This is a genomic window from Ligilactobacillus hayakitensis DSM 18933 = JCM 14209, from assembly GCF_000615845.1.
In the GTDB taxonomy this organism is placed as follows: domain Bacteria; phylum Bacillota; class Bacilli; order Lactobacillales; family Lactobacillaceae; genus Ligilactobacillus; species Ligilactobacillus hayakitensis.
On record NZ_BAML01000015.1, the window covers coordinates 1 to 21,968 of the forward strand.

Here is a 21,968-nt window from a genome sequence, read left to right on the forward strand (position 1 = left end):
TTTATTTTTAAAAGTTATTTTTAAAATTTATTTTTAAAAGTTATTTTCAAATTTTAAATACTTAATTGTCTGACTAGCAGCAACATTTAAATAATATACACGGTTTACTTTTAAATGTCAACTATTATTCTGATATTTTTTTAATGTTCTCTAACGCTTCTTCCACCCAATTATCTAAATTAGCTGCAATTGGTTTAAACCCTTCTTGCACATGCTTATTAGTCCAAAACTTTTTATGGATATATTTTTTCTTTTTTCTTTTACTAAAATCAAATGGTTTTTCTAAACAGCGCACTGATAAACTTATTTTTCCAGTATATTCATCAATATCAATTATCATTACTTTAACTAGTTGCCCGGTTTTTAAATAATTATGAATATCATCTATATATCCATGGTGACATTCGGAAATATGAATCAACCCTTGAGTATCATCTCCTAAATTCACAAAAGCTCCATATGGTTGAATTCCTGTGACTCTCCCTTCAAGAATCATCCCTATTCTATATTCCATCTTTATCCTCCTTTCTTTATTAATCTATCTAATTTATTTTAGAATTTTTTTGTGATATTGTAAATCTATAAACATCAAATCGGAGGATTTTTTATGCCAAATTCAGATTCTATTTATGATATTGCAATAATTGGAGGCGGACCAACCGGAATGTTTGCCGCTACTTACGCTAGAATGCGCCTTGCAAAAGTTCTTTTACTCGAAAGTTTAGATCAACTCGGTGGGCAACCAGAAAATCTGTTCCCTCAAAAAAATATTTATGATATTCCTGCTCTCTTGGAGATAAACGGTCATGATTTAACTGAACATCTAAAAAAGCAGGTATTATCATACAACCCTGATATTAAACTCGGAACTAAAGTTGAACTTATTAAAAAAAATGAAGACAATCATTTCACATTAGCTACTAACAGAGGTACCTTCTTTTCTAAAAGTATAATCATCGCTTCAGGAATTGGATCATTTACTCCACGAAAATTAAAACTTACTTCTGCAGAAAAATTTGAAGACTCGGCTATTTTTTACACAGTAAACAATCCTAAAAAATTTATTGACAAAGAAGTTGTTATCGCAGGCGGTGGAGACTCTGCCGTTGACTGGGCTTTAGAATTAGAAAAATTTGCTAAAAAGGTAACTTTAATTCATCGTCGAGATCAATTCCGCGCTTTAGAAGGTAGTGTATCAAAATTAAAACAAAAACCTATTGAAATTCTTACACCTTTTAAAATCGAAGCCTTATCTCAGGTTAATAACAAACTCGCCCTTGATTTAGCAGAAGTTCGTGGGGAACAAAAAATTCGCCTTGAAACGGATTACTTAATTGTTAATTATGGTTTTATTTCAAATAACGATTTTCTTGAAGAGTGGCCAGTTAAATTAGAAAAGAAAAATTTAATTTCTGTTAACTCAGTTTACGAAACATCAACTAAAGGGATATATGCTATCGGAGATATCGCAACATACCCTGGAAAAACTCAATTAATCGCTACCGGAATGGGCGAAGGGCCAATCGCTGTCAACCACGCATTAGAAAGTTTATACCCTGATAAAAAGCAACCTACCCATAGTACTTCTTTAATCAAAGAGTTCAATCGCCATAATTTAAAGAAGAATTAACTTTCTTACAGAATTTTTATGGTATATTTATTTTATATGTTTATATTAAGGAGTTTACTTTATGTCATTTTTGATTGATTTTATTTTGCATATTGATGCTCATTTAGAAAATATCGTTAATACATTTGGAAACTGGACGTATTTAATTGTATTTTCTATTATTTTTATTGAAACTGGCGCAGTTATTATGCCTTTTCTTCCAGGAGACTCACTCTTATTTGCAGCAAGTGCGTTAGCGGCGTCTCCAAAATATCATTTAAATATTTGGTATTTCATCATCATTTTCTTTATTGCTTCTGTAGTTGGTGATTCATTGAATTTTTATCTGGGTAAAACAGCTGGAAAAGCTATGACTAATCATTCATTTTTCGGGCGTTTTATTAAGGAAGAAAATATTAAAAAAACCGAAGCTTTCTTCGAAAAGCATGGTGGAATTGCAATCGCCTTAGCTCGTTTTATGCCAATCATCAGAACACTTTCGCCTTTTGTTTGTGGTGGTTCTGGCGTCAAATATTCATCTTTTATTAAATATAACTTAATTGGCGCTACTGCTTGGGTTGCAATTTGCTGCGGAGGTGGCTTTTTCTTCGGAAACATTCCTTTTGTTAAAGAACATTTTTCAATGGTAATCCTTGGAATTATCGGCGTTTCTCTTTTACCAGCAATTATTGGTGCAATTAAATCAAAATTATCTAAATAAAAACCAAAGAACCTTCGACATTGAATTTTATTCAACACGAAGGTTCTTTTTTATATCATTAAAAAGCAGATAATTGATAACTTTTCAATTTCTTGCTTTAAATTTATTATTTACTTTATAATTTACATTTATATTTTTTGACATAAACGTATACAATCAAATTCATTATCATATACACGATGACAAATTCTACAAAACATGCAGCAAAAAAACTTTCTGGTAATGCGTTAATAATTGGATCGAAGGTAGGATTAAATAGCCAATTATCATTATGGAAAAATATTCGATGAAAGAATATAAACGTTTGATTAAAATTCACACTTCCTAAAACAACTACTAGCAGCATCCCTAATACATTCCAGCGAAGCGCCCTTAAATATTTCCACCACTCAATAAAATAATTATTCCTAGAATTAATAACTATCAAACTACTCAAGCTAAAGATTAAAACCCCATTATTAAAAATCACTAAATTCTTTACATCCTTAAAATGCATCAACGCACGATTAGACATGGGTAAGGTTGTTTCTAAACGATGGATCCACGGTAATTCTAAATATAAAATAATCCTGTGATATTCATTCATTAAACCTTTTACCGTTAAATTAACCGTTTCATTTAGATTTAACGTCGCTACAAATAAGCGGTATAACCAAATCGAATTTAGCGTAATAAATATGCTGCTACTCAAAATAAAAAAGAAGCCACATATCCCTATAAATATTGTTCTTAATGCGATTTTATTCTTATTTCCACTCATCTAAACTATCAATTTCATGCGTGGGTTTAATATCTTTTTTGGCAACTTGTTGTTTCGTTGATACTCCCGTATAAACTAACAAAGTATCAATTCCTGCATTAATTCCAGCTTTGATATCTGTATTATAGTTATCACCCACCATGACTACCTCTTCTTTTTTTAATCCCATCTTTTCCAAGGCTTTATCCATGATAATTGTTTCAGGTTTTCCAATCATAATTGGTTTTTGTTGTGTTGCAATTTCAACTAAACCAACAAGTGATCCTGCTCCTGGAACAAGCCCTCTTTCATTTGGTAAATTGGTATCTGGATTAGTCCCAATGAAAGTTGCTCCACTTCTAATCGCAAGAGTCGCTAATTCAAATTTATGATAAGTAACATCATAATCTAATCCAACTACTACGTAGTCAGGGTTTTGTTCCTCAAACACAAAGCCTTCATTTGCGAATGCTCTTTTCAAGCCTTGTTCTCCGATAATATATACTTTTTTCTTTGTAGCATCTAAAGATTTAACATAATCCACAGTTGCCATTGCTGATGTATAAACATTATTTTCAGTTGCAGCAATATTAAAATTATCTTTTAAGTTTCTTACTACATCAGCTGGTTCTTTAGTACTGTTATTAGTAACAAAAAGATATGGGATATTATTTTTACGTAAACGATCAATAAACGGTTTGGCTTCAGTAATTTCTTCTTTTCCACGATAAATTGTTCCATCTAAATCAATCATATACCCTTTGTACTTATTTATTAAACTCATTTTTATCTCCTATTTTTGTCTAATTGTAAAATGTCGTTGATTTGGGTTGTGCTTTTTATTAGCATTTCTTAATTTTACATTCTTTTTATTAGGCTTCTTTTTATTTCGAACGTTGTATTTCTTTTCACTCATAAACGCATTATTTTTCTTCTTATTACGCTTTTCTTGTGACTTTTTCTTTGAACTCTTCTTTCGAATTTTAGCCGGAATTGGTTCAGGTGGTTGAACTTCCAAATTATGTAAAACAAAATACGCACACCCAAAATTACAATATTCATTTAGGTAATCTTGCAGACGACTAATATTTTGATATGGCAATCCCTTTTTACTATCCTCTGCATAAAATCCCCGCATTCTTAATTGATTATATCCCCAATCACCAACGATATAATCATATTTTGTTAAGATTTGGCTAAAACGTTCCCCTACTTTTTCACTGATAAAGCCATTATGAAAGTTTTCGACCAAATCATATGATTTCCCATCAATTTCTACTCTAACATCGTCAATTACAACAACTTCATTAGCATACGCTTCAATCGCTTCGGCTTTTTTTGCTAATTGCTGTTCTCGACGAACCTTCTTTTCGCTATTCAAGCTCATCCCTCGTTTATCTTCTTTTTTGAAAATCGATTTTTTTAGCACTTATAATCTTTAAAACCATTTCAATCGAAAGCGGTGTTCCAAAATTTAATGGTTCCATTAAATAATCTAAATCCGCCGAATCAACACCAACATTAATGTTTTCTGCCATATTTACACTTGAATTATGAATATGTCCATGTAAGTTTATCCTATTTGGGGCTGGCCCAACGATTAGTGGATAATGTGTTAAATAATATTGTATCTTATTATGTTTTATCAAGATTCCTACATCCTCAAAAACAAATTTTTCAATTTTATCTTCAAGCAAAATATTATTTTTTTGAAGATACTTAAATGTTGCTCTTGTATCATGATTTCCTTTCAAAAAAACAATTTTTCCATTTAATCTTTTCAAAAGTTCTAGTAATTTTTCATGGCTATGACGATTGTTTCCAATTAAGGCAATATCGCCAAGATGATAAACAATATCATTTGCGGTTACAACATTATTCCAAGAATTAATAATTGCCTCATTCATCTGATTAACAGTCAAAAAATCACGTCTTGCAAATATTTGATTGTGAACCATTCGTTTATCAAAAAAATGAGTATCAGATATAAAATATATCATTTTATCCATCCCTTTTAACTGTGCCTAAAACATATTATACCAAAAAAGAGATTAGGAAAAAATTCCTAACCTCTTTAATGTCTACTAATCATTACCGTTTTGCTTAAATTTTTGAACGATCAATAAAATTCCGAACCATACTAGGGATGAAATCAAGGCAATTCTTGTCGTTGTTTCTAATAACATAATTACGCCAACAAAGGCTAAGAACGCCAACACTAAGTAGTCCCCCAATGGATATAGTGGCGTAGCAAATTTAGTGTCACTACTTTGGTTAACTTTCTTAAATTTCAAATGAGCACAAACAATTGCTCCCCAGATGAATAAGAAACAAGTTGTCGCCACACTTGAAATAAATGTGAATAATGCTGTACTTGGCACAATAAAATTAGCAATAACAGCAACTGTAATAACGATTGCTGAGAAAATCAAACCGTTGGCTGGAACCTGTGTTTTTGATAAAGTACCCATTTTTTTAGCGAACTTACTTTTACCATCATAGTTTAATGAAAATAACATTCTACCTGTAGTAAATAAAGCACTATTTGTTGCAGATAATGCTGCAGTCAAGACTACAAAATTAATAATTCCTGCAGCAATTGTAATTCCAATACTTTCAAATACTTGTACAAATGGACTTTCTTTTGGTGAAATTGAAGACCACGGATAAATTGACATGATTGCTAATAATGCACCCACGTAAAAAATAATTACACGTGTTGGAATTTCATTAATCGCTTTTGGAATTACGACTTTTGGATTTTCAGCTTCAGAAGCTGTTACCCCAACCATTTCAATTCCAATGAATCCAAATGTTACCATTTGAAATGATAGTAAAAATCCTTTTAAGCCTTTTGGAAATAGACCGCCATAATTGACCAAGTTTCCTAAACTAGCATGGCCTGTAGGTGTCTTGAATCCTACTATCACCATAACAATCCCTACGATAATCAATGCAATAATCGCAACAATTTTTACAATGGCAAACCAGAATTCCATTTCCCCAAATAAACCAACCGTAATCAAATTAATTAATAATAATATGACAACGGCAACTAATCCCGGAACCCATTGTGGGACCGAGGGAAACCAATATTTAAAATACAAACCTGTGGCCGTTACATCAGCCATGGCAATGGTTATCCAACAAACCCAGTATGTCCATCCTGCCATAAAGCCAATTTTTTCGCCTAAATATTCTGAAATGAAATCAATAAAAGAATTCTTCTTTAAATCAGAAACTAACATTTCTCCCATTGCTCGCATCAATAAGAAACAAATTGCTCCGGTAATAAAGTAAGCTAATACAATCGATGGACCAGCTAATTGGATCGATTTACCTGATCCTAAAAACAAACCCGTTCCGATTGTTCCCCCAAGAGCAATTAATTGAACATGCCGACTTTTCAGATTACGTGCATATTCTTCATTTTTATTTTCCATAAAACTTCTCCCAAATTTTTATAATAACTTTATTTTACAATAGGTTATTATTAAAGTAAAATTCAACTATTTCATTTTTGATTGAAAAATATTCACTTTAAACTAAAAAAAGAAGCGGAAAGTTCTTCGTTCCACTTCTTATATTTTACAACTTGATTGAACTATTAACCCAACGATCAATTTCCGTTAAAAAGTCAGAAAACTCTTTGCGTTGCTTAAATGATGGTATTTCACCCACTAAAACTTCTTTTGCTTGCTTAGCTTTTGGACCTTTCTTTTGAATAACTAAAATTGATTTCATTGAATTTTTATTAGAAAACAAATCAGTTGGTAAGTTTAATAAACTTTGAAGGTGGCCTTGTTTTTGAATATACTTCAATAAATTCATCGCATTTTCTTTTTCAAACATTCCTTTTGGTACAACAAATACCCCTAACCCATCTTCTTTTAGTTTTTGCATTGCACGTTCAATTAACAAATAATGAGCAAATGAATGCCCTTTTTCATTATGAGTTTCAAATTGTTGTGCGCGCTCATCAAGCGGGTAATAGCCTACTGGTAAATCACTCACCACAAAATCTACATCAGGTATCATCAAATCATCAAGTGCATCTTGATGATATAATTCGATATTTGATTGTTGCAACTCGGTACTGATACTTGCAAGAGCTAATAATGTATCATCATTATCAACCCCATAACCATGAACTTCTTTATCATGGATACGATTCATTACCGTACTTAACAAATTAGCTGTCCCAACTCCTAAATCAAGAATTTCAATTTTATTTTTATTTTGAGCAAATTTTTGAATTAAATAGGATACCAAAATACCAATCGTATCTGGGGTCATTTGGTGATTAGCTTGAATTTTTTCAACTGAATAGGATTTTAAAATCAACAATTGCAGCAATTGGCGCTTTTGTTCAGCGGTTAATTCTTCTAAAGACACCTCTACATATAGTTGTTCCAATTCTTTTGCAACTTTTTCAGTTGGTTTTCCATTTTCAACATGGACTTTTTTATCATCTAAAAGATTATCCATTGTTTCAATTAAGGCATCTAAATATTCACTTTCTAATTCGCTTTGTAACATCAAAATTGCTTTTTCAATTTTTTCGTAATTAGCTTGAATCTTTTCAATATTTTGCATCATACGCATCCCATCTCTAATTTTTTCACTTTAATTAGTTTAGCGATAACATCAATATTTTGCAAGTATCTCTCATTACTCAAACGTAAATTGGCGACCATTTTTCAGCGTGACCGTAATATTGCCGCTATTTTTCTTAGTAATTCCCAAATTGAAAATCATTTCATCTTTATTTAACTTTTCAGCAATTTGTGCCATTGAGCGTGCTTGATAATATTGGGCCTTTCTTTGAATTATTTGGTTATTAATGAAATAAAATATCGTTTGTCCTAACAAAATCACTGCAATTAATTCTAAAAAGAATACACTTGAGACTAGCAAATATCCCGGTTTACTTTTTTTCTTGCATAACATATCTTTCCCTATACTTTCTATCATGTAATTGAATTTCAATTATCAATTCATTTGTTAGTTGATTATAATTACATTCAAATTTTTGTACGTCTAATAAAAGCGGCATATACCCACTATAATTTCCGTTTCCATCTCTTTTTTTCATTCTGATAATTTTTTGATTATATAAATCAAATTGGTACTTTTCTTTAGCTTCATTACTATATAATTCTAATTGGTGATTTTTCCAATTAACATATGCTAAATCTAACTGTGGATTTTCTAAAATAGATTTGAAATGTTCAAATGATTGCCGATCTTTGGCAATTTGACCATCACTTACTTTTTTCACATGCGGCATACTCGTTGCAATAATCACCAATCCTATACTCGTTATTACCATCGCAATTATCACTTCTAAAAGAGTAAATCCTTTTTTTACATTACCAGTTAAGCTGTACTTTTTCATCAATATATATCGTCCCATGATTATTTATTTGTTCTCGATAAGTATCTTTTCTAACTTGATTTAACAACTGCTTATTTCTTTCTAAATTTTGATATCCTTGCTTTTCTTTTTTGGATAAAAACACAAAATTTCCAAATAACAATATAATTCCAACACAAATAATTGTTAAACCTAGCAATGAATCGCCTAAGAAAAACCCTGCTAATCTCTTATTTTTCCAATACATTATATCGTGCTCCATATCCTAACTGAAAAGTATAAACGTACGTTTTCCCTGAATTTGACACAAATGTCACAGTATCTCCAGTGACACTTCCTTGTTGGCTAATTCTGATTTTACGAGTTTTATACAATTGCAATGATTTTGGCATTATCAGTTCTTCTTCGGTTAAAATTCCATTCCTATCTGTTTTACGAACATAAATTTTATTAGTTCCTTTTTCAAATAAAAATAAATATCGGCACCCATCTTCAATTGCCCTTTCTGCGGCTTTATCCCAATTTCTTTGTAAGTTAGTAAAAAATATTTTTTCTTGATAATTAAAGAGCGCTTTTTTCATTGGCTGATATCCAATTATCATTAAAGCAACCGTTAAACCAAGAACTATAATCATTTCAACTAAAGTAAAACCTTTTTTATTGTTCACCATCGACTTGAATCTCTAATTTTTTCTTTCTAATTTGCTGCGCTTGATCTTCACTAAGATAATTCTCACTAGCTAATTGTTCAATAGATACACTGGTTACATTTTTTTCATCCATATACAATTGTGCTTGTGTATTTAACTGCGTTTGCAAAGCTTTTCCATTTATCGAATCTGCATGTTTTCTTTGCATTCCAATGTTAGGCAAGACAATTAAAATTAATAAGCTAATAATGAACAATACGATCGCCATTTCGATTAATGTGAATCCTTTTAATTTACGATTTATTTTTTCCATTTAGTATAATCCTCCTAGTGTTTGATACATTGGTAATAGTATTGATAAATATGTCATAACAATAATAATGGCTATAATTACAAATAACAGTGGTTGTACTAAAGCCATTAAATTATCAATTTGTGCTAATAATTTTTTGTATTGTATATTTGAATAAATCAATAATTCAGCACTTAAACTTTCTAAGGTTTCGCCCTTATTAATATATATTTTTAATTCTTGCGGAATAAACGGATATTTATCGATAACATTTCCCAGCTCGTCTCCATGATAAATCGTCTGGGTAATTTGTTGTCCCAACTGATATAGAAGAGAATTTTTATCTAATTTAAGTAAAAAATCACAAATTTTACTAAAATCCATCCCGCTTCCAAGTAATAATGACAAATTAAATGTTAAATAATAATAACTATATTGCCGGTATATTTTACCAATCACTGGAAGTTGACTGTACCAATGATGTTTTGTAATCGTTTCTTGTTTTTTCCACCACATATAAACTTTAGTTGCATAACAAAATAGTCCGATTGATACAAGCATAAGAACTACTTGCAAATATATTTTTACGTTATTAAGACTTCTTTGCTGTTCAAACTGTTCAGTAAACTGCCCTAATACAGGATTGAGCCAAACTTTAATCCCTATAACAATAACAATTAAGGTCACTAATAAAAATAATGGATACGCCATTAAGGCATTTAGTTTATTTTTTTGTTCGACGCGCTTATGCAAAAGTTCACCTAACTGCTTAATACTTTGATCAAAATTTCCATGTTGCTCGGAAATCATCAATTGATAATATATTCCTTTTGAAATATATTTTTTCATCGCCATACTGATTTTAGAGCCACTCAAAATTTCATTTGCAATGTTTACAATCATCTTTTTAGATTCTGGCATCAAATTTTGCATGCTTTTTAATGCTTGTTGTAAGGAAAAACCCGCCTGAAGTAAATCAGCAAGTAAAGAAAAAAATTGTGCCTGGTCTTTTAACTTCCATCCTTGCTTATCCTTCTTTAAATTTCTCGAAAATTTCTGTGGATATTTCACCATTGAGATAACATTCTTCAAGCCTATTCCTCCAGTTATTTGTCATTTTAAGATTAGTTTGATTTTCAATTGCATAATCAAGCGTATCACCATCGATTTGATCAAAAAGAATTTTAGCTTTTCCATCAGTCGTTGACATCATGCGTTGATAAGAAACTAATTGTAAAGTTTGCTTTAATTCTCCATCAGTGATTCCTAAATTCTTAAGACGTTGATAAACCCCATACACATTTCTTGCATGGACGGTCGTCAAAATCAAATGTCCGCTAAGTGCAGCATTAATTGCTACTTTAGCGGTTTTTTCATCTCGAATTTCCCCAATCACAAAGATATCTGGGTGATGTCTTAATGCGACTTTTAATAATTCTGGATATGACATTTGAGCCTTTTCATTAACTTGAATTTGTAAAAAATTTGGTTCATAAATTTCAACCGGATCTTCAATCGTCATAATTTGTTTTCCCTTTAAACGACGTGCTACATTATACATCGTAGTCGTTTTCCCCGATCCCATTGGACCAGAAAATACAATCATCCCATTTTTATTACAGGCTTGTTGAATTTGATAAAATTGTTCTGGATAAAAATATGCATCATCAATGATTCGATTAGGATAAATCAAGCGCACAACCATTGATTCTTTTCTTAAAAAATTTCCGACTGTCGAAATTCGACAAAATATTTTTTGCCTATCATTTCTATATACCCATGAACCTAACTGGGGTCTTCTTTGTTCGCTAATTGTCATATCTGCTTTAAATTTCAAATAATTCAATAATTGTCTTCCAAAATCTTCAGAACAAGTTTGATATAACTCAATTTTTCCATAAATATTAAATTTTATTTCATATTGTCCATCTTTAGGTAAAAACGAGATATCGCTCGCCTTTTTATTAAGTGCTTCTTCGAATATTTCTTGAATCGGTTTTTTCACATTTATCACCTCACACATATAACATACGTAAAAAATATTTTTTTATAAAAAAAAAGCAAGATTTTAATCTCGCTTTCAATAATTACTATTATTTAATTTCATCAGATGTCGGAATTGATGGGATTGCCCCAAATCTTTGAACCGCAATTGATGATGCCTTGCTAGCATACTTAATTGCATCTTTAATGTTGCTAAAATCTAATTCTAATTGAGAGCAAAGTGCACCAATAAAAGTATCACCTGCTGCTGTTGTATCAACAGCATTCACTTTAAAAGCTGGAATCAAACCATATTCTTTTGATTCTAGGTAGTAAAAAGCCCCTTTAGATCCTAGAGTAATAATTACATTCTTAGCACCCTTACCGATTAGCTCTTCACTGGCTTTTAAACAAGATTCTTCATCTACAACCTTAATTCCTGTTAAAATTTCAGCTTCAGTTTCATTAGGAATAATTAAATCTACCGTTTGCATCAATTCACTATCAATTGCTTGGGCTGGAGCTGGATTTAAAATTGTTTTTGTGCCTGATTTTTTAGCTAACTCAAAAGCTTTTTGAGTTATTTCAAGTGGTGTTTCAAATTGAGCAATGATAAATTGTGCATCATCAATCATTGGTGTTGCTTGCGTCAAACTTTCTTCATCAATCGTTTGATTAGCTCCTCCATAAATTAAAATACTGTTTTCTCCGCTTTCTTGTAACAAGATAAATGCTTGTCCTGTACCTTCAGTTGACTCAACAATATTTTCGATATTAATGCCTTCATTTTTTAATATTTCTTTCATCTGTTGGCCTTGAAAATCATTTCCCACACTGCCAATAAAACTTGTACTAGCACCTGAACGAGCAGCTGAAATTGCTTGGTTAGCACCTTTCCCTCCTCCAGAGGTACTTAAATCGCTCATTTTTAAAGTTTCACCAGGTAACGGCAAACGTCCCACATGCATGGTTGTATCGATATTTAAGCTACCTAATACAATAACTTTGTTTGTCATTTGAGTTTCACCTTTCTACTCTTTTAAATTAATTTTAACATCATTTAATAATATTTAAAAAAGAGCAAGGCGTTTTTACCTCACTCTTTATTGTTAATTAGTCTTCTGGAAATTCTGCTGATGTGTATACTTCTGATACATCATCTTCATCTTCCAACTTATCAATTAAGCGTTGTAATTGTTCAACCTTGTCAGCTGGAACTGGAACAGTATTTTGAGGAACCATTGTTAATTCTGCTGAGGCTAAGTCATATTTCTTTTGTAATTCATCTCGAACGTCTGGAAAGTCTTTTGGATCTGTGTAAATTTCAAATACTTCTTCTGAAGTTTGTAAATCTTCAGCACCGGCTCCAATGACATCTTCAAACATTTGATCTTCATCTACATCTAAATCTTCACGTTCAATTGCGATATATCCCTTACGGTCAAACATAAAACTAACTGAACCTGATTCACCTAGTTACCACCGTTACGATTGAAGTCACCACGAACAGCTGAAGCAGTTCTATTACGATTGTCTGTTACGGCTTCAACTAAGATAGCTACCCCAGCTGGACCGTATCCTTCGTAAGTGATTTCTTCAAAGTTTCCGCCACCAACACCAGTAGCTTTATCGATGGCACGTTTAATGTTATCTTTAGGCATGTTTGCAGCACGAGCCTTGTCCATAACTAATCGTAATTGTGGGTTTCCATCTGGATCAGGACCACCACTCTTTGCAGCCATATAGATATCTCTTGATAATTTTTGGAAAATCTTTCCACGTTTAGCATCTTGGGCGTTTTTGCGGCCTTGGATGTTATGCCATTTTGAATGTCCTGACATTTGTAAAACCTCTTTCCGATTACATTTTCTTTTTTAGGCTTAAGCCACGTTGAATTATATCAGATTTTTACTGTTTTATCAACGTTTCAAAAGTCTTAATCTTATTTTTTCGATAATTATTATAATGATAATCGCACACAATGCACCAAAACTATCTAAAATAACATCTTGAATCATTGGTGTGCGTCCACCAGTCAACATTTGATGAAATTCATCGCTTGCAGCATATAACGCTGCAAAGATAAATACAACGCTAGCAGTTATAAACTTATTTCTTATTTTCTTTTCCAAACCAATAAAAAGTCCGGCTCCTAATAAAAAGTAAGTTGAAAAATGAGCAAATTTTCTAATAAAAAACTCGATTACTTTAAAATAACCGCCGTTATTAACTGACACCCACAAATCTCCATAATGAAAGTCAATTTGATTAATTAAGCTTTCAAAAGGCTTTGAGACGAGATATTTTTGTAAAAACGGAATTGAAGTTTGTTGTTGATACGTCATTGATGAACTCATAAACAACACTGCCATAATAATAACAGCTAACACCAATCCCAACCTTCTCATTGATTTCATCTATTTTGTTGTTCCTCGCTTAATATAACCAAATGGTAAATTAACCGTTTTTTCATCAATTTCTTCTTCATTCATCATTTTTGTTAAAAAGCGCATTGCAACCGCTCCAATATCATAAAGTGGTTGTGTAATTGAGGATAATTTAGGACGACTCATTTCAGTGATGCGTGTATTGTTACTTGTAATCACTTCAAATTCATCAGGGACATTAACTCCTGCATCTTTAGCGCCGTTTAAAACTCCAATGGCAAGTTCATCATCCCCTACAATTGCTGCTTGAGCATTAGATGATGATAAGGCAGGCCATAAAATTTCGCCGGCATGACTTGAGTAATCAGTTTCAAAAACTAAATCTTGGTCAAATTCAATGTTATTTTTAGCTAAGGCATTTTTGTATCCTTGAAGACGATATTTCCCGTTAATTGGTTGTGACAATGGACCAGATACAAAAGCGATTTTCTTATTGCCACGATGAATTAATTCTGATACTGCTTCTTCAAATGCAGCTGTAAAATCGATATGAACACTTTCTAATTCTTCTTTATCATCGATTGATCCTGCAATAACAACCGGTGTTTTAGTTCTTTTCACTTGTTCACGGAAATAATCAGAAATTGAGTTTCCCATATAAATAATTCCGTCAACTTGTTTAGCTAATAATGTGTTCAACACTTGAACTTCTTTTTGTTCATTTGAATCTGAATTTGCTAAAATAATGTTATATTTGTACATTGAAGCAACATCATCAATCCCCCGAGCTAAACTTGAAAAATAAATATTTGTAACATCGGGAATAATCACCCCGACTGTAGTTGTTTTTTTACTTGCAAGCCCTCTTGCAACTGCATTAGGACGATAATCAAGTTTATCGATAACTTCTAATACTTTCTTGCGTGTTGCTGGTTTAACATTTGGATTCCCATTTACAACACGAGATACGGTTGCCATTGACACCGCTGCTTCACGAGCAACATCATAAATTGTAATTGTTTGTTTTTCCATATTTATTTACCTTTCTTTTTTTATTTTCATTATTTTTCATAATCTATTCAATCTAAGCGTATCAAAGTTTTTTCAAAAATGCAAACGTTTTACTAAATTCAAAAGCTCGTCCTTGTTTCACAAATTTTCATAAATTATCTTCGATTATAAACCTGATGTCTTGTGTTATAATAGGCCTATATTCTTAAAGAAGGTGATTTTTATGAACCATATTGAACAAGTTCAAAAATGGTTAGGTGACAACAATTATGACATCGCCTACATTAGTGATTTCCACAACATTAGATACTACACAGGATTTAATAGTGACCCTGTTGAACGTATCTTAGCACTCTTTATTTTTCCTGATAAGGATCCTTTCATTTTTGCTCCAGCTTTAGAAGTTGAAGCAGTAAAACAAATCGGATGGAAGTTTCCTGTCTATGGGTACCTCGATCACGAAGACCCATTTGCATTAATTTCAGATCACATCCGTAAAATTGCTGGTAACCCTATTAAATGGGCAATTGAAAAAGATAATCTTACGGTTATAAAACAAGAAGCATTACTTAAAAACTTTAGTCAAGCCCAACTAACTGGCAATCTCTCTCCATTCATCGCATTACAACGTGCGATTAAAACTCCAGAAGAAATTGCAGAATTAAATGAAGCTGGAAAATGGGCTGATTTTGCATTTGAAGTTGGTTTTAACGCTTTAGCTCAAAATCGTAGCGAACAAGATGTTGCTGCTATTATTGAATACGAACTTAAGAAAAAAGGTATTACTCATATGAGTTTTGACACAATTGTCCAAAGCGGGTCTAATGCAGCTGATCCACATGGTGCTCCTAAAACAGATCTAATCCAACCTAATATGTTAACATTATTTGACTTAGGAACTGTTTACAATGGTTATATCTCTGATGCTTCCCGTACAGTTGCTTTTGGAGATATCGATGACAAACAACTTGATATTTACAAAGTATGTCTAGAAGCTCAACTAACCGCCCAAGATACGGCAAAACCTGGCATGACAGCTGAAGAACTCGATAAAATCGCACGTGACGTTATTGAAAAAGCCGGTTATGGTAAATACTTCATTCACCGTCTTGGTCACGGTATGGGTCAAGGGGAACATGAATTCCCTTCAATTATGGAAGGAAACAAAATGGAACTTGAACCTGGAATGTGCTTTTCAATTGAACCAGGGATCTACATTCCTGGATTTGCTGGTGTTCGTATTGAAGATTGTGTTCACGTTACTCAAAATGGTGTTGAACCCTTCACTCATACAAGCAAGGAATTAAAAATTATTCCTGTTAAGTAATTTGAACAGTAAAAAAGACTTGATAAATCCATTATTCATGGGAATTTATCAAGTCTTTTTCGTTTAGCTAAATTTTATCCGATAATTTTTGAAGTTCCATCAGGGTAAAATACAACTGTTGGATTTTCGTTCTTTGCTCTGCCAAAAGCGGAACGGTTATCGATTATAATGTCATCTTGATTGTTTTCATCAGCTTCAACTTCACTTGGCTTACTTGTTTTTAATTTGTCGCGTAAAATTTCTGTAGAAGCCTTAACCGTTTCAAGAGTCTTAGTAAGAACTTCTTCTTTTTTTACTTTTTCAGTCACTTTTTCGAGCGGCTTTTTTTCATCCAAGTAAGCTAAAAAGTATTTACGATATTTCAAAGCTGTTTCAATTCCATCTTCAACTTTATCATTAACCTTTTCAGAAAAAATTGCTGATTTATTTTTCGCAAATTCTTTAGTAGTGTTAAAAGCTGTCTTTGCAGTTGTTGATAATTCATCTAAGACTTTTTTATCCATGAGTACCCCTCCTTTTATTTTCGCCGAAATTTACTTACTAATTTCATTACTGTAAATCCAGCCGAATGGCCTTGGTTGTAGTTGACATTGATTTACTTGTTTCATTAGCCTTTTTTACAAAATTTCGACTTGCATTATTTAAATCAGATACACTTTCACTTAAATCTGATGTTGCTTGGAAAAGTGGATTTAATTTTTCAGATTTTCCACTTAAATCATCCATTAATGAGTTGGTTTTAATTAATAATGTATTAACTTCACCGGAAATTTTATCAGCATCATCTGTTAATGTTTGAACACTCTTAGTAAGTTCATTAACTGTGATAATTAATTTTGATAAAACCATGCATAAATAAATAACTAAAATCACAAATGCAATTGCGGCAATTAATGCTGCCGCTTGCCCAATAGTCATCATTTCTTTTCACCTCTTACTCCAATAATTGCCGATTGTAAAAGATCTCACTACTATCAGTTTTTATAGCGTTATTATACCATAAATTTTGCCTCTACCAAAGGGCGCACAGTTTAAATATTCTTTTTCTTTTTTAGAACATATTTAAATAATCGGTTTAATTTGTATTGGAATTTTTAATTAAAATTTGAGTGCTTAGATGATCAATTTACGCTTAATCACTTACTTTGTGGTTTCAAAAAAGCGACTGCCATTAAGCAATCGCCAATGTTATTTTTTATTATCAGTATCTTTAAGTCTTAATTTAGGAGGAACGTTAAATTTTTTTCATCATGACGTATTTGAGGAAAGATAGAAACACAGACAAAAAAAAGAAGCTCAAAATGGATTTCTTACAAAATTCAACTTTGAGCTTCTTTTTCAATTTTTTTGTGTCAGATTTGTGTCAAAATAACTTAGACAAACCACTTACACAAGTGTTAGCCGGGAGTTTTATATGGAGATGGCGGGAGTCGAACCCGCGTCCAAGCATATCGCCACCTAAATCTCTACGTTCATAGATATATTACTTAAATTTCATGCCTTGCTACGCCATATATCAGGGACAAATGCCTTGCACTAGTTTGAAATTCTCTTTTTAATTCTTCAAACGGCAGAATTAAACGTAACCCACTAATAATAAGACCTAGGACTAGCACATGGGTGATGCTAGCTAGATCACGCTAGAACTGACTAGGCAGCTAAAGCGTATGAATTGTTTGTATTTTTTGCAGTTATATTTTAACTGAGCGTTTTATAGTAGACGCAACCTACTAAACGCAATCTAGGCTCGACCTATACCTGTCGAATCCTAAACATCCCCGTGTATATAAAATTATACCATAAGATAATTTAATATACCAACAACTCAACTTACATTTTATCCATTGTTTCATTCAACAATTTATCAACAAATACATTTCCTTGATCATCCGCATGACCTTTTGTCCATTTAAACGTGATATTTTTAAATTGTGGTAACAAGGCTAGGATTTCTTGCCATAACTCCTTATTTTTTACATCTTGACCACTGGATGTCTTCCAATTATTTTTTGACCAATTATAGAGCCATCCTTTATTAAGGGCATCTAGCACATATTTTGAATCTAAGATAGCGAGCGTTTTTTCATTTTGGAGCTTGGCTGTAATAATTCTTTCCATCGCCTTTTTTAAAGCCATGATTTCCATTCGATTATTTGTACTTCCATATTCAAATCCAGTGTCTGAAGTTGAATACTTTCCATATTTAATCAAATATGCCCACGCAGCTTTATCGTCTTTTTTGACATGTTGCCCCGCTTTATTACCATGATTTCTCGATCCACCATCAGTATATAAAATCGTCGCATACTCGACTAATGCTGTGTTTTGGATTTTAATTTCAGGTTGGACATTATTTTCAACAGTCACTTGCAAATATCTTTTTGCTTCTTGTTGACTTGTAAAACTTTTATACTGTGCCCCTTTAAAACCTGAAACTTGTTTTTGACATTCGGGCCAAGTAAGAAAGATTCCTGTTTGCCGTCCTTTTTTTACTGCATAATACTTTTGTGCCATCATTTCACCTCACTGTAAAATTCAAAATGAGGATGGAAAACTCCCTTTCCATCCTCATAATAATTATTATTCTTTGTTTTCTAATTCTGCGCGTAAAGTTTTTGCTTTTTCTTCTATGCTTTCTAAGGGTTCTTCTAAAGTTAAGTAGTAGTAACTTTGTAATCCTTCTTTGCGAAACGCTACTACACCAGCATCACGTAAGATTTTTAAGTGGTGTGACACTGCAGGTTGCGTAATTGTCATTTGATTTGTAATACTCGTTACTGTTAAACCTGTTTTTAAATTATCAAACAATAAGATGACAATTTTCATACGATTATAATCGGCTAAAGCGTTTAAAATATCAAAGTTTTCTACAAATTCCTTCAATGCGGGATTAGCAATTTTTTTAAATTTCTTTTCTAACATTACAGACACCCTTTCATCAAAATTTCTCTATAGCTAGAATAACATTTAATCGATTTTATAGCAAGCGTTTTCAGAATGTTTTTTTACCTTTAAATAAACAAATATATTGATAAAAACATTAATGCTGTCCCAATCATTACAATAACATGCCAGTATACGTGACCATAACGTGTCCTAAAACTATAAATCACCGCACCTAATGTAAAAGCGACTCCACCAGCAAATAATAGCAGTGTTCCCCCTTTTCCTAGCGCTTGAATTAAATCTTTCATATAAAATACGCAGGCCCATCCCATTCCAATAAAAGTCATGGTTTCAACAATTTGCAATCTATTTTTTGCGAGCACATGATAAGCAATTCCAAATAATGCTAAAAACCAGATAATACTTAATAAAATTATCCCTTTAATTCCCTTAATCACTAATAAACAATAAGGCGTGTAAGTTCCTGCAATTAAAATAAAAATTCCGCAGTGATCAAAAATTTGAAACACTCGACTCGCACGTGTGAAATATAAGCAATGAAACAAGGTCGAAAATAGATATAATAATACCAAAGAAATTCCGTATATTAAATACGCAGTCAATTCAATTCCATTACCACGAACTCCTTTTAATATTAACAATACTAAGATCCAAATACTTAGCGCTACTCCAATTCCGTGAGTAATCGCGCTCCAAATTTCATTTTTTATTTGAAACTTCTTTTCCAATTCGATCACCTCTTATCTTTTTAGTATAACATTGCCCCTCCAAGTTATCTAGATTTTAAATCTAGATATTGTATAAATTATTCTTGTAATATAGTTACAATATTTATTAAACGCTTTATATGGTATACTTAAATGTATATTTAATTTTTAGAAAAGAGGTAAAAAAATGAGTGATCAAGTTAAACAAGCTTTAGCAAAATATCCTGAACATCCCCTTCCTTATTGGGAAGAATTCCCTAACTTCGAAGTATATATGGATCAACTAGTAGGGATTGGTAATCGCTATTTACAAAATTTTACCGATACTGAACTAACTCGCTCAATGATTAATAGTTACGTTAAAAAAAATAATCATGGAAAAACCTCACAAGAAAAAATATAACGCTTCTCATATTGCTGAAATTTTAGTTATTTCTCTGTTAAAATCAATTTATCCGCTTGAGGTGATTAAAATTGGAATAAATGAAGCCATAAAAACTTCATCTATTGAAGATGCTTATAATGAATTTGCTGAATTATTCAATCATACTTTTTCAAATGTAAAAAATGGTCAAGACGAATTCAAGCTCAATCACGATGATAGTTTAGTAAAATCAACTGAGCTTTTTGCCATTCATGCTGTCATTTATCGTTTAATTAGCCAAAAATTAATTATTATCCACAGAGAAAATAATAAAGAGTCCTAAAAAAGACTTGATAATTAATGTTTAAAATATTAATTATCAAGTCTTTTTTAATTTTCGATTTATTCTTACATCAATTGTCCAATATAGTAGTGAATTGCCATCGTGATAATTCCAATAATAATATTTCGGATCATGGCCACTTTAGGATCGCTCTTACCAATCTTAGCGCTAATAAAGCCTGTGAGACCGACCGAAATAATAACCGCCAAAATAGTTGCTTGCCATTCTATTGTCCTTGGCGCATAAGTCATTGCAAGCAAAGGAAATAATCCCCCTAAAGCTGCAGAAAACAGTGACGAAAATGCCGCCATCCATGGGCTAAGATATTGATCTACATCAAATCCATGACGTACATTTACCATCGTACTAATCGCATTAGGACCATTTAACAGATTATTTGCAATTGCATTAGCTGTGGTTTTAGAAACACCTTTATTTTCATAGTATTCTTTAACTTGTTGCAATTGGCCTTCAAAATCATTTTTTAAATCTTCTTTGACTTCTTCTACTGCTGATTTTTCGGTATCTCTTTGAACACTTACAGAAGCATATTCGCCAGCAGACATTGATAAGGCACAAGCAACTAAATCCGCTAAGCCAGCTAATAGGATGGTAAATCTACTTGAAGTTGCGGCCCCTACACTAAAAAGTACCCCAACAACGGTTAGAATCCCATCATTTGATCCGAGCACGCCTGCCCGTAAAGTATTCATTTTTTCTTCCATTGTTTGTTTTTTCTTTTTACTCATAATTTCTCACCTTAAAGACTAAATAATGTTCCAACATAATAAGTTACAACCATCGTTAATAATCCCGCAATTAAATTACGAATTGTTCCATGAAAGCGATTTGAATGGCTTAGAATTGCGGCAAAATATCCTGTAAATACTAAAGAAATTAACACAGCAATCATTGTTCCTAAGATATGAAATTGTTTTGGAATTACTAAAATTGAAAGCAAAGGTAATAATGATCCTAACGGAAATGAAATCATTGATGCCAAAGCAGCAGCGTAAGGACTAGTTTGGTCATCAATTTCAAACCCATACTTTTCTCTGACAAGAGTTTTAACTGCTGATTTTTGCATCATTTCGTTAGTAGCATCATGAGCTAACTCAGCAGGAATTCCTGTATCCACTAATTTGCTTTTTACATAATTAAACTGTTGATCATAATCGTTATTCAAAGCTTGCTTCGAACGTTTGATTGCTGATATTTCAGCGTCCTTTTGTGAGTGAACAGAGACATATTCTCCCATTGCCATTGAAACAGTTCCTGCTAGCATGCCCGCAAACCCTGAAATTAAAATTGCAAATGATGATTGATTGGCACCAGCGACCCCTAAAACAATCCCTGCAACAGAAATAATTCCATCATTGGCTCCCATAACTGAAGCCCGTAGAACGTTAATTTTTTGTGCTAACGTGAGTTTTTTGATTCCCATATTAATTTACCTTCTCTCACTAATTTAGAATAATTATAAACTAAAAACACATTTTATTCAATGGAAAATAAAAAAGCTAAGGAAATATATCCCTAGCTTCTAAATAA

29 protein-coding genes, 1 other RNA gene and 1 pseudogene are annotated in these 21,968 nt (G+C 32.1%); 5 read left to right on the top strand and 26 right to left on the bottom strand.

What is annotated here, in order from left to right:
• Positions 1 to 124 precede the first annotated feature (124 nt).
• Positions 125 to 514 (bottom strand): CvfD/Ygs/GSP13 family RNA-binding post-transcriptional regulator, encoded by a 390-nt coding sequence (locus JCM14209_RS05300; protein WP_025022519.1) that lies wholly within the window; start codon positions 512 to 514, stop codon positions 125 to 127.
• 93 nt (positions 515 to 607) lie between these two features.
• On the opposite strand from JCM14209_RS05300, the gene JCM14209_RS05305 reads away from it, so the two are divergent.
• Together JCM14209_RS05305 and JCM14209_RS05310 are read left to right on the top strand one after the other, a co-directional pair.
• Complete coding sequence (locus JCM14209_RS05305; protein WP_025022520.1) at positions 608 to 1,630, top strand: NAD(P)/FAD-dependent oxidoreductase; 1,023 nt, start codon at positions 608 to 610, stop codon at positions 1,628 to 1,630.
• Between the two features lie 61 nt (positions 1,631 to 1,691).
• Complete coding sequence (locus JCM14209_RS05310) at positions 1,692 to 2,330, top strand: VTT domain-containing protein (RefSeq protein WP_025022521.1); 639 nt, start codon at positions 1,692 to 1,694, stop codon at positions 2,328 to 2,330.
• Between the two features lie 115 nt (positions 2,331 to 2,445).
• On the opposite strand, the gene JCM14209_RS09165 is transcribed toward JCM14209_RS05310, so the two are convergent.
• From JCM14209_RS09165 to ccpA, 17 genes and pseudogenes are all read right to left on the bottom strand, one after another.
• On the bottom strand, positions 2,446 to 3,090 hold the full coding sequence (locus JCM14209_RS09165) for a TIGR01906 family membrane protein (protein ID WP_035520012.1): 645 nt from the start codon (positions 3,088 to 3,090) through the stop codon (positions 2,446 to 2,448).
• Positions 3,077 to 3,844, bottom strand: coding sequence for a TIGR01457 family HAD-type hydrolase (locus JCM14209_RS05320; RefSeq protein ID WP_025022523.1), 768 nt, complete (start codon positions 3,842 to 3,844; stop codon positions 3,077 to 3,079). Before JCM14209_RS05320 ends, JCM14209_RS09165 begins: the two co-directional genes overlap by 14 nt.
• An 18-nt stretch (positions 3,845 to 3,862) precedes the next feature.
• Positions 3,863 to 4,450: a YutD family protein gene (locus JCM14209_RS05325; RefSeq protein ID WP_025022524.1), complete on the bottom strand. Its 588-nt coding sequence runs from the start codon at positions 4,448 to 4,450 to the stop codon at positions 3,863 to 3,865.
• 13 nt (positions 4,451 to 4,463) lie between these two features.
• The gene (locus JCM14209_RS05330; RefSeq protein WP_025022525.1) at positions 4,464 to 5,069 is read right to left on the bottom strand and encodes a metallophosphoesterase; all 606 of its coding nucleotides are present in this window, start codon (positions 5,067 to 5,069) and stop codon (positions 4,464 to 4,466) included.
• Between the two features lie 84 nt (positions 5,070 to 5,153).
• Complete coding sequence (locus JCM14209_RS05335) at positions 5,154 to 6,512, bottom strand: amino acid permease (RefSeq protein ID WP_025022526.1); 1,359 nt, start codon at positions 6,510 to 6,512, stop codon at positions 5,154 to 5,156.
• Between the two features lie 145 nt (positions 6,513 to 6,657).
• On the bottom strand, positions 6,658 to 7,668 hold the full coding sequence (locus JCM14209_RS05340) for a class I SAM-dependent methyltransferase (protein ID WP_025022527.1): 1,011 nt from the start codon (positions 7,666 to 7,668) through the stop codon (positions 6,658 to 6,660).
• Between the two features lie 72 nt (positions 7,669 to 7,740).
• The gene (locus JCM14209_RS05345; protein ID WP_025022528.1) at positions 7,741 to 8,019 is read right to left on the bottom strand and encodes a hypothetical protein; all 279 of its coding nucleotides are present in this window, start codon (positions 8,017 to 8,019) and stop codon (positions 7,741 to 7,743) included.
• Positions 7,997 to 8,467, bottom strand: a complete 471-nt coding sequence (locus tag JCM14209_RS05350) for a competence type IV pilus minor pilin ComGF (RefSeq protein ID WP_025022529.1) — start codon at positions 8,465 to 8,467, stop codon at positions 7,997 to 7,999. The genes JCM14209_RS05345 and JCM14209_RS05350 overlap by 23 nt, the downstream gene beginning before the upstream one ends.
• Positions 8,442 to 8,693, bottom strand: a complete 252-nt coding sequence (locus tag JCM14209_RS05355) for a hypothetical protein (RefSeq protein ID WP_025022530.1) — start codon at positions 8,691 to 8,693, stop codon at positions 8,442 to 8,444. Before JCM14209_RS05355 ends, JCM14209_RS05350 begins: the two co-directional genes overlap by 26 nt.
• Entirely contained in the window at positions 8,677 to 9,117 is a 441-nt protein-coding gene (gene comGD / locus JCM14209_RS05360) for a competence type IV pilus minor pilin ComGD (RefSeq protein WP_025022531.1), read from the bottom strand. Before comGD ends, JCM14209_RS05355 begins: the two co-directional genes overlap by 17 nt.
• Positions 9,104 to 9,409: a prepilin-type N-terminal cleavage/methylation domain-containing protein gene (locus JCM14209_RS05365; protein WP_025022532.1), complete on the bottom strand. Its 306-nt coding sequence runs from the start codon at positions 9,407 to 9,409 to the stop codon at positions 9,104 to 9,106. The genes comGD and JCM14209_RS05365 overlap by 14 nt, the downstream gene beginning before the upstream one ends.
• Positions 9,410 to 10,480, bottom strand: a complete 1,071-nt coding sequence (comGB, locus tag JCM14209_RS05370; RefSeq protein WP_025022533.1) for a competence type IV pilus assembly protein ComGB — start codon at positions 10,478 to 10,480, stop codon at positions 9,410 to 9,412. It lies immediately after the preceding gene.
• The gene (comGA, locus tag JCM14209_RS05375; protein WP_025022534.1) at positions 10,416 to 11,393 is read right to left on the bottom strand and encodes a competence type IV pilus ATPase ComGA; all 978 of its coding nucleotides are present in this window, start codon (positions 11,391 to 11,393) and stop codon (positions 10,416 to 10,418) included. The genes comGB and comGA overlap by 65 nt, the downstream gene beginning before the upstream one ends.
• 88 nt (positions 11,394 to 11,481) lie before the next feature.
• A complete protein-coding gene (gene rbsK / locus JCM14209_RS05380; protein WP_025022535.1) occupies positions 11,482 to 12,387 on the bottom strand; it encodes a ribokinase in 906 nt (301 codons plus the stop codon).
• Positions 12,388 to 12,484: 97 nt separating this feature from the next.
• Positions 12,485 to 13,212, bottom strand: a pseudogene (locus tag JCM14209_RS09170) (YebC/PmpR family DNA-binding transcriptional regulator).
• Between the two features lie 78 nt (positions 13,213 to 13,290).
• Complete coding sequence (locus JCM14209_RS05390) at positions 13,291 to 13,761, bottom strand: VanZ family protein (protein WP_338033797.1); 471 nt, start codon at positions 13,759 to 13,761, stop codon at positions 13,291 to 13,293.
• A 27-nt stretch (positions 13,762 to 13,788) separates the two neighbouring features.
• Positions 13,789 to 14,790: a catabolite control protein A gene (gene ccpA / locus JCM14209_RS05395; protein ID WP_025022537.1), complete on the bottom strand. Its 1,002-nt coding sequence runs from the start codon at positions 14,788 to 14,790 to the stop codon at positions 13,789 to 13,791.
• Between the two features lie 202 nt (positions 14,791 to 14,992).
• Here ccpA and JCM14209_RS05400 point away from each other — a divergent pair, with 202 nt between their 5' ends.
• Positions 14,993 to 16,096, top strand: coding sequence for a M24 family metallopeptidase (locus tag JCM14209_RS05400; protein WP_025022538.1), 1,104 nt, complete (start codon positions 14,993 to 14,995; stop codon positions 16,094 to 16,096).
• Positions 16,097 to 16,170: 74 nt separating this feature from the next.
• Here the strand turns inward: JCM14209_RS05400 and JCM14209_RS05405 are convergent, their stop codons facing one another.
• From JCM14209_RS05405 to trhA, 6 genes are all read right to left on the bottom strand, one after another.
• A complete protein-coding gene (locus JCM14209_RS05405; protein WP_025022539.1) occupies positions 16,171 to 16,599 on the bottom strand; it encodes a hypothetical protein in 429 nt (142 codons plus the stop codon).
• 46 nt (positions 16,600 to 16,645) lie between these two features.
• Positions 16,646 to 17,017, bottom strand: a complete 372-nt coding sequence (locus JCM14209_RS05410; protein ID WP_035520019.1) for a DUF948 domain-containing protein — start codon at positions 17,015 to 17,017, stop codon at positions 16,646 to 16,648.
• A gap of 491 nt (positions 17,018 to 17,508) precedes the next feature.
• Positions 17,509 to 17,876, bottom strand: a transfer-messenger RNA (tmRNA) gene (ssrA, locus tag JCM14209_RS09905).
• A gap of 50 nt (positions 17,877 to 17,926) precedes the next feature.
• The gene (locus tag JCM14209_RS05415) at positions 17,927 to 18,610 is read right to left on the bottom strand and encodes a ribonuclease H family protein (protein WP_025022541.1); all 684 of its coding nucleotides are present in this window, start codon (positions 18,608 to 18,610) and stop codon (positions 17,927 to 17,929) included.
• A gap of 66 nt (positions 18,611 to 18,676) precedes the next feature.
• Positions 18,677 to 19,018 carry an ArsR/SmtB family transcription factor gene (locus JCM14209_RS05420; protein ID WP_025022542.1) on the bottom strand — a complete coding sequence of 114 codons (342 nt, stop codon included), beginning with the start codon at positions 19,016 to 19,018 and terminating at the stop codon, positions 18,677 to 18,679.
• An 89-nt stretch (positions 19,019 to 19,107) separates the two neighbouring features.
• Positions 19,108 to 19,731, bottom strand: coding sequence for a PAQR family membrane homeostasis protein TrhA (trhA, locus tag JCM14209_RS05425; protein WP_025022543.1), 624 nt, complete (start codon positions 19,729 to 19,731; stop codon positions 19,108 to 19,110).
• A 166-nt stretch (positions 19,732 to 19,897) separates the two neighbouring features.
• Here trhA and JCM14209_RS10390 point away from each other — a divergent pair, with 166 nt between their 5' ends.
• Entirely contained in the window at positions 19,898 to 20,113 is a 216-nt protein-coding gene (locus JCM14209_RS10390) for a DUF1836 domain-containing protein (RefSeq protein WP_263640353.1), read from the top strand.
• A complete protein-coding gene (locus JCM14209_RS10395) occupies positions 20,085 to 20,417 on the top strand; it encodes a DUF1836 domain-containing protein (protein ID WP_263640354.1) in 333 nt (110 codons plus the stop codon). The genes JCM14209_RS10390 and JCM14209_RS10395 overlap by 29 nt, the downstream gene beginning before the upstream one ends.
• A 65-nt stretch (positions 20,418 to 20,482) precedes the next feature.
• On the opposite strand, the gene JCM14209_RS05435 is transcribed toward JCM14209_RS10395, so the two are convergent.
• Together JCM14209_RS05435 and JCM14209_RS05440 are read right to left on the bottom strand one after the other, a co-directional pair.
• Entirely contained in the window at positions 20,483 to 21,166 is a 684-nt protein-coding gene (locus JCM14209_RS05435; protein WP_025022544.1) for a VIT1/CCC1 transporter family protein, read from the bottom strand.
• A gap of 11 nt (positions 21,167 to 21,177) precedes the next feature.
• Positions 21,178 to 21,861, bottom strand: coding sequence for a VIT1/CCC1 transporter family protein (locus tag JCM14209_RS05440; RefSeq protein ID WP_025022545.1), 684 nt, complete (start codon positions 21,859 to 21,861; stop codon positions 21,178 to 21,180).
• Between the last annotated feature and the right edge of the window lie 107 nt (positions 21,862 to 21,968).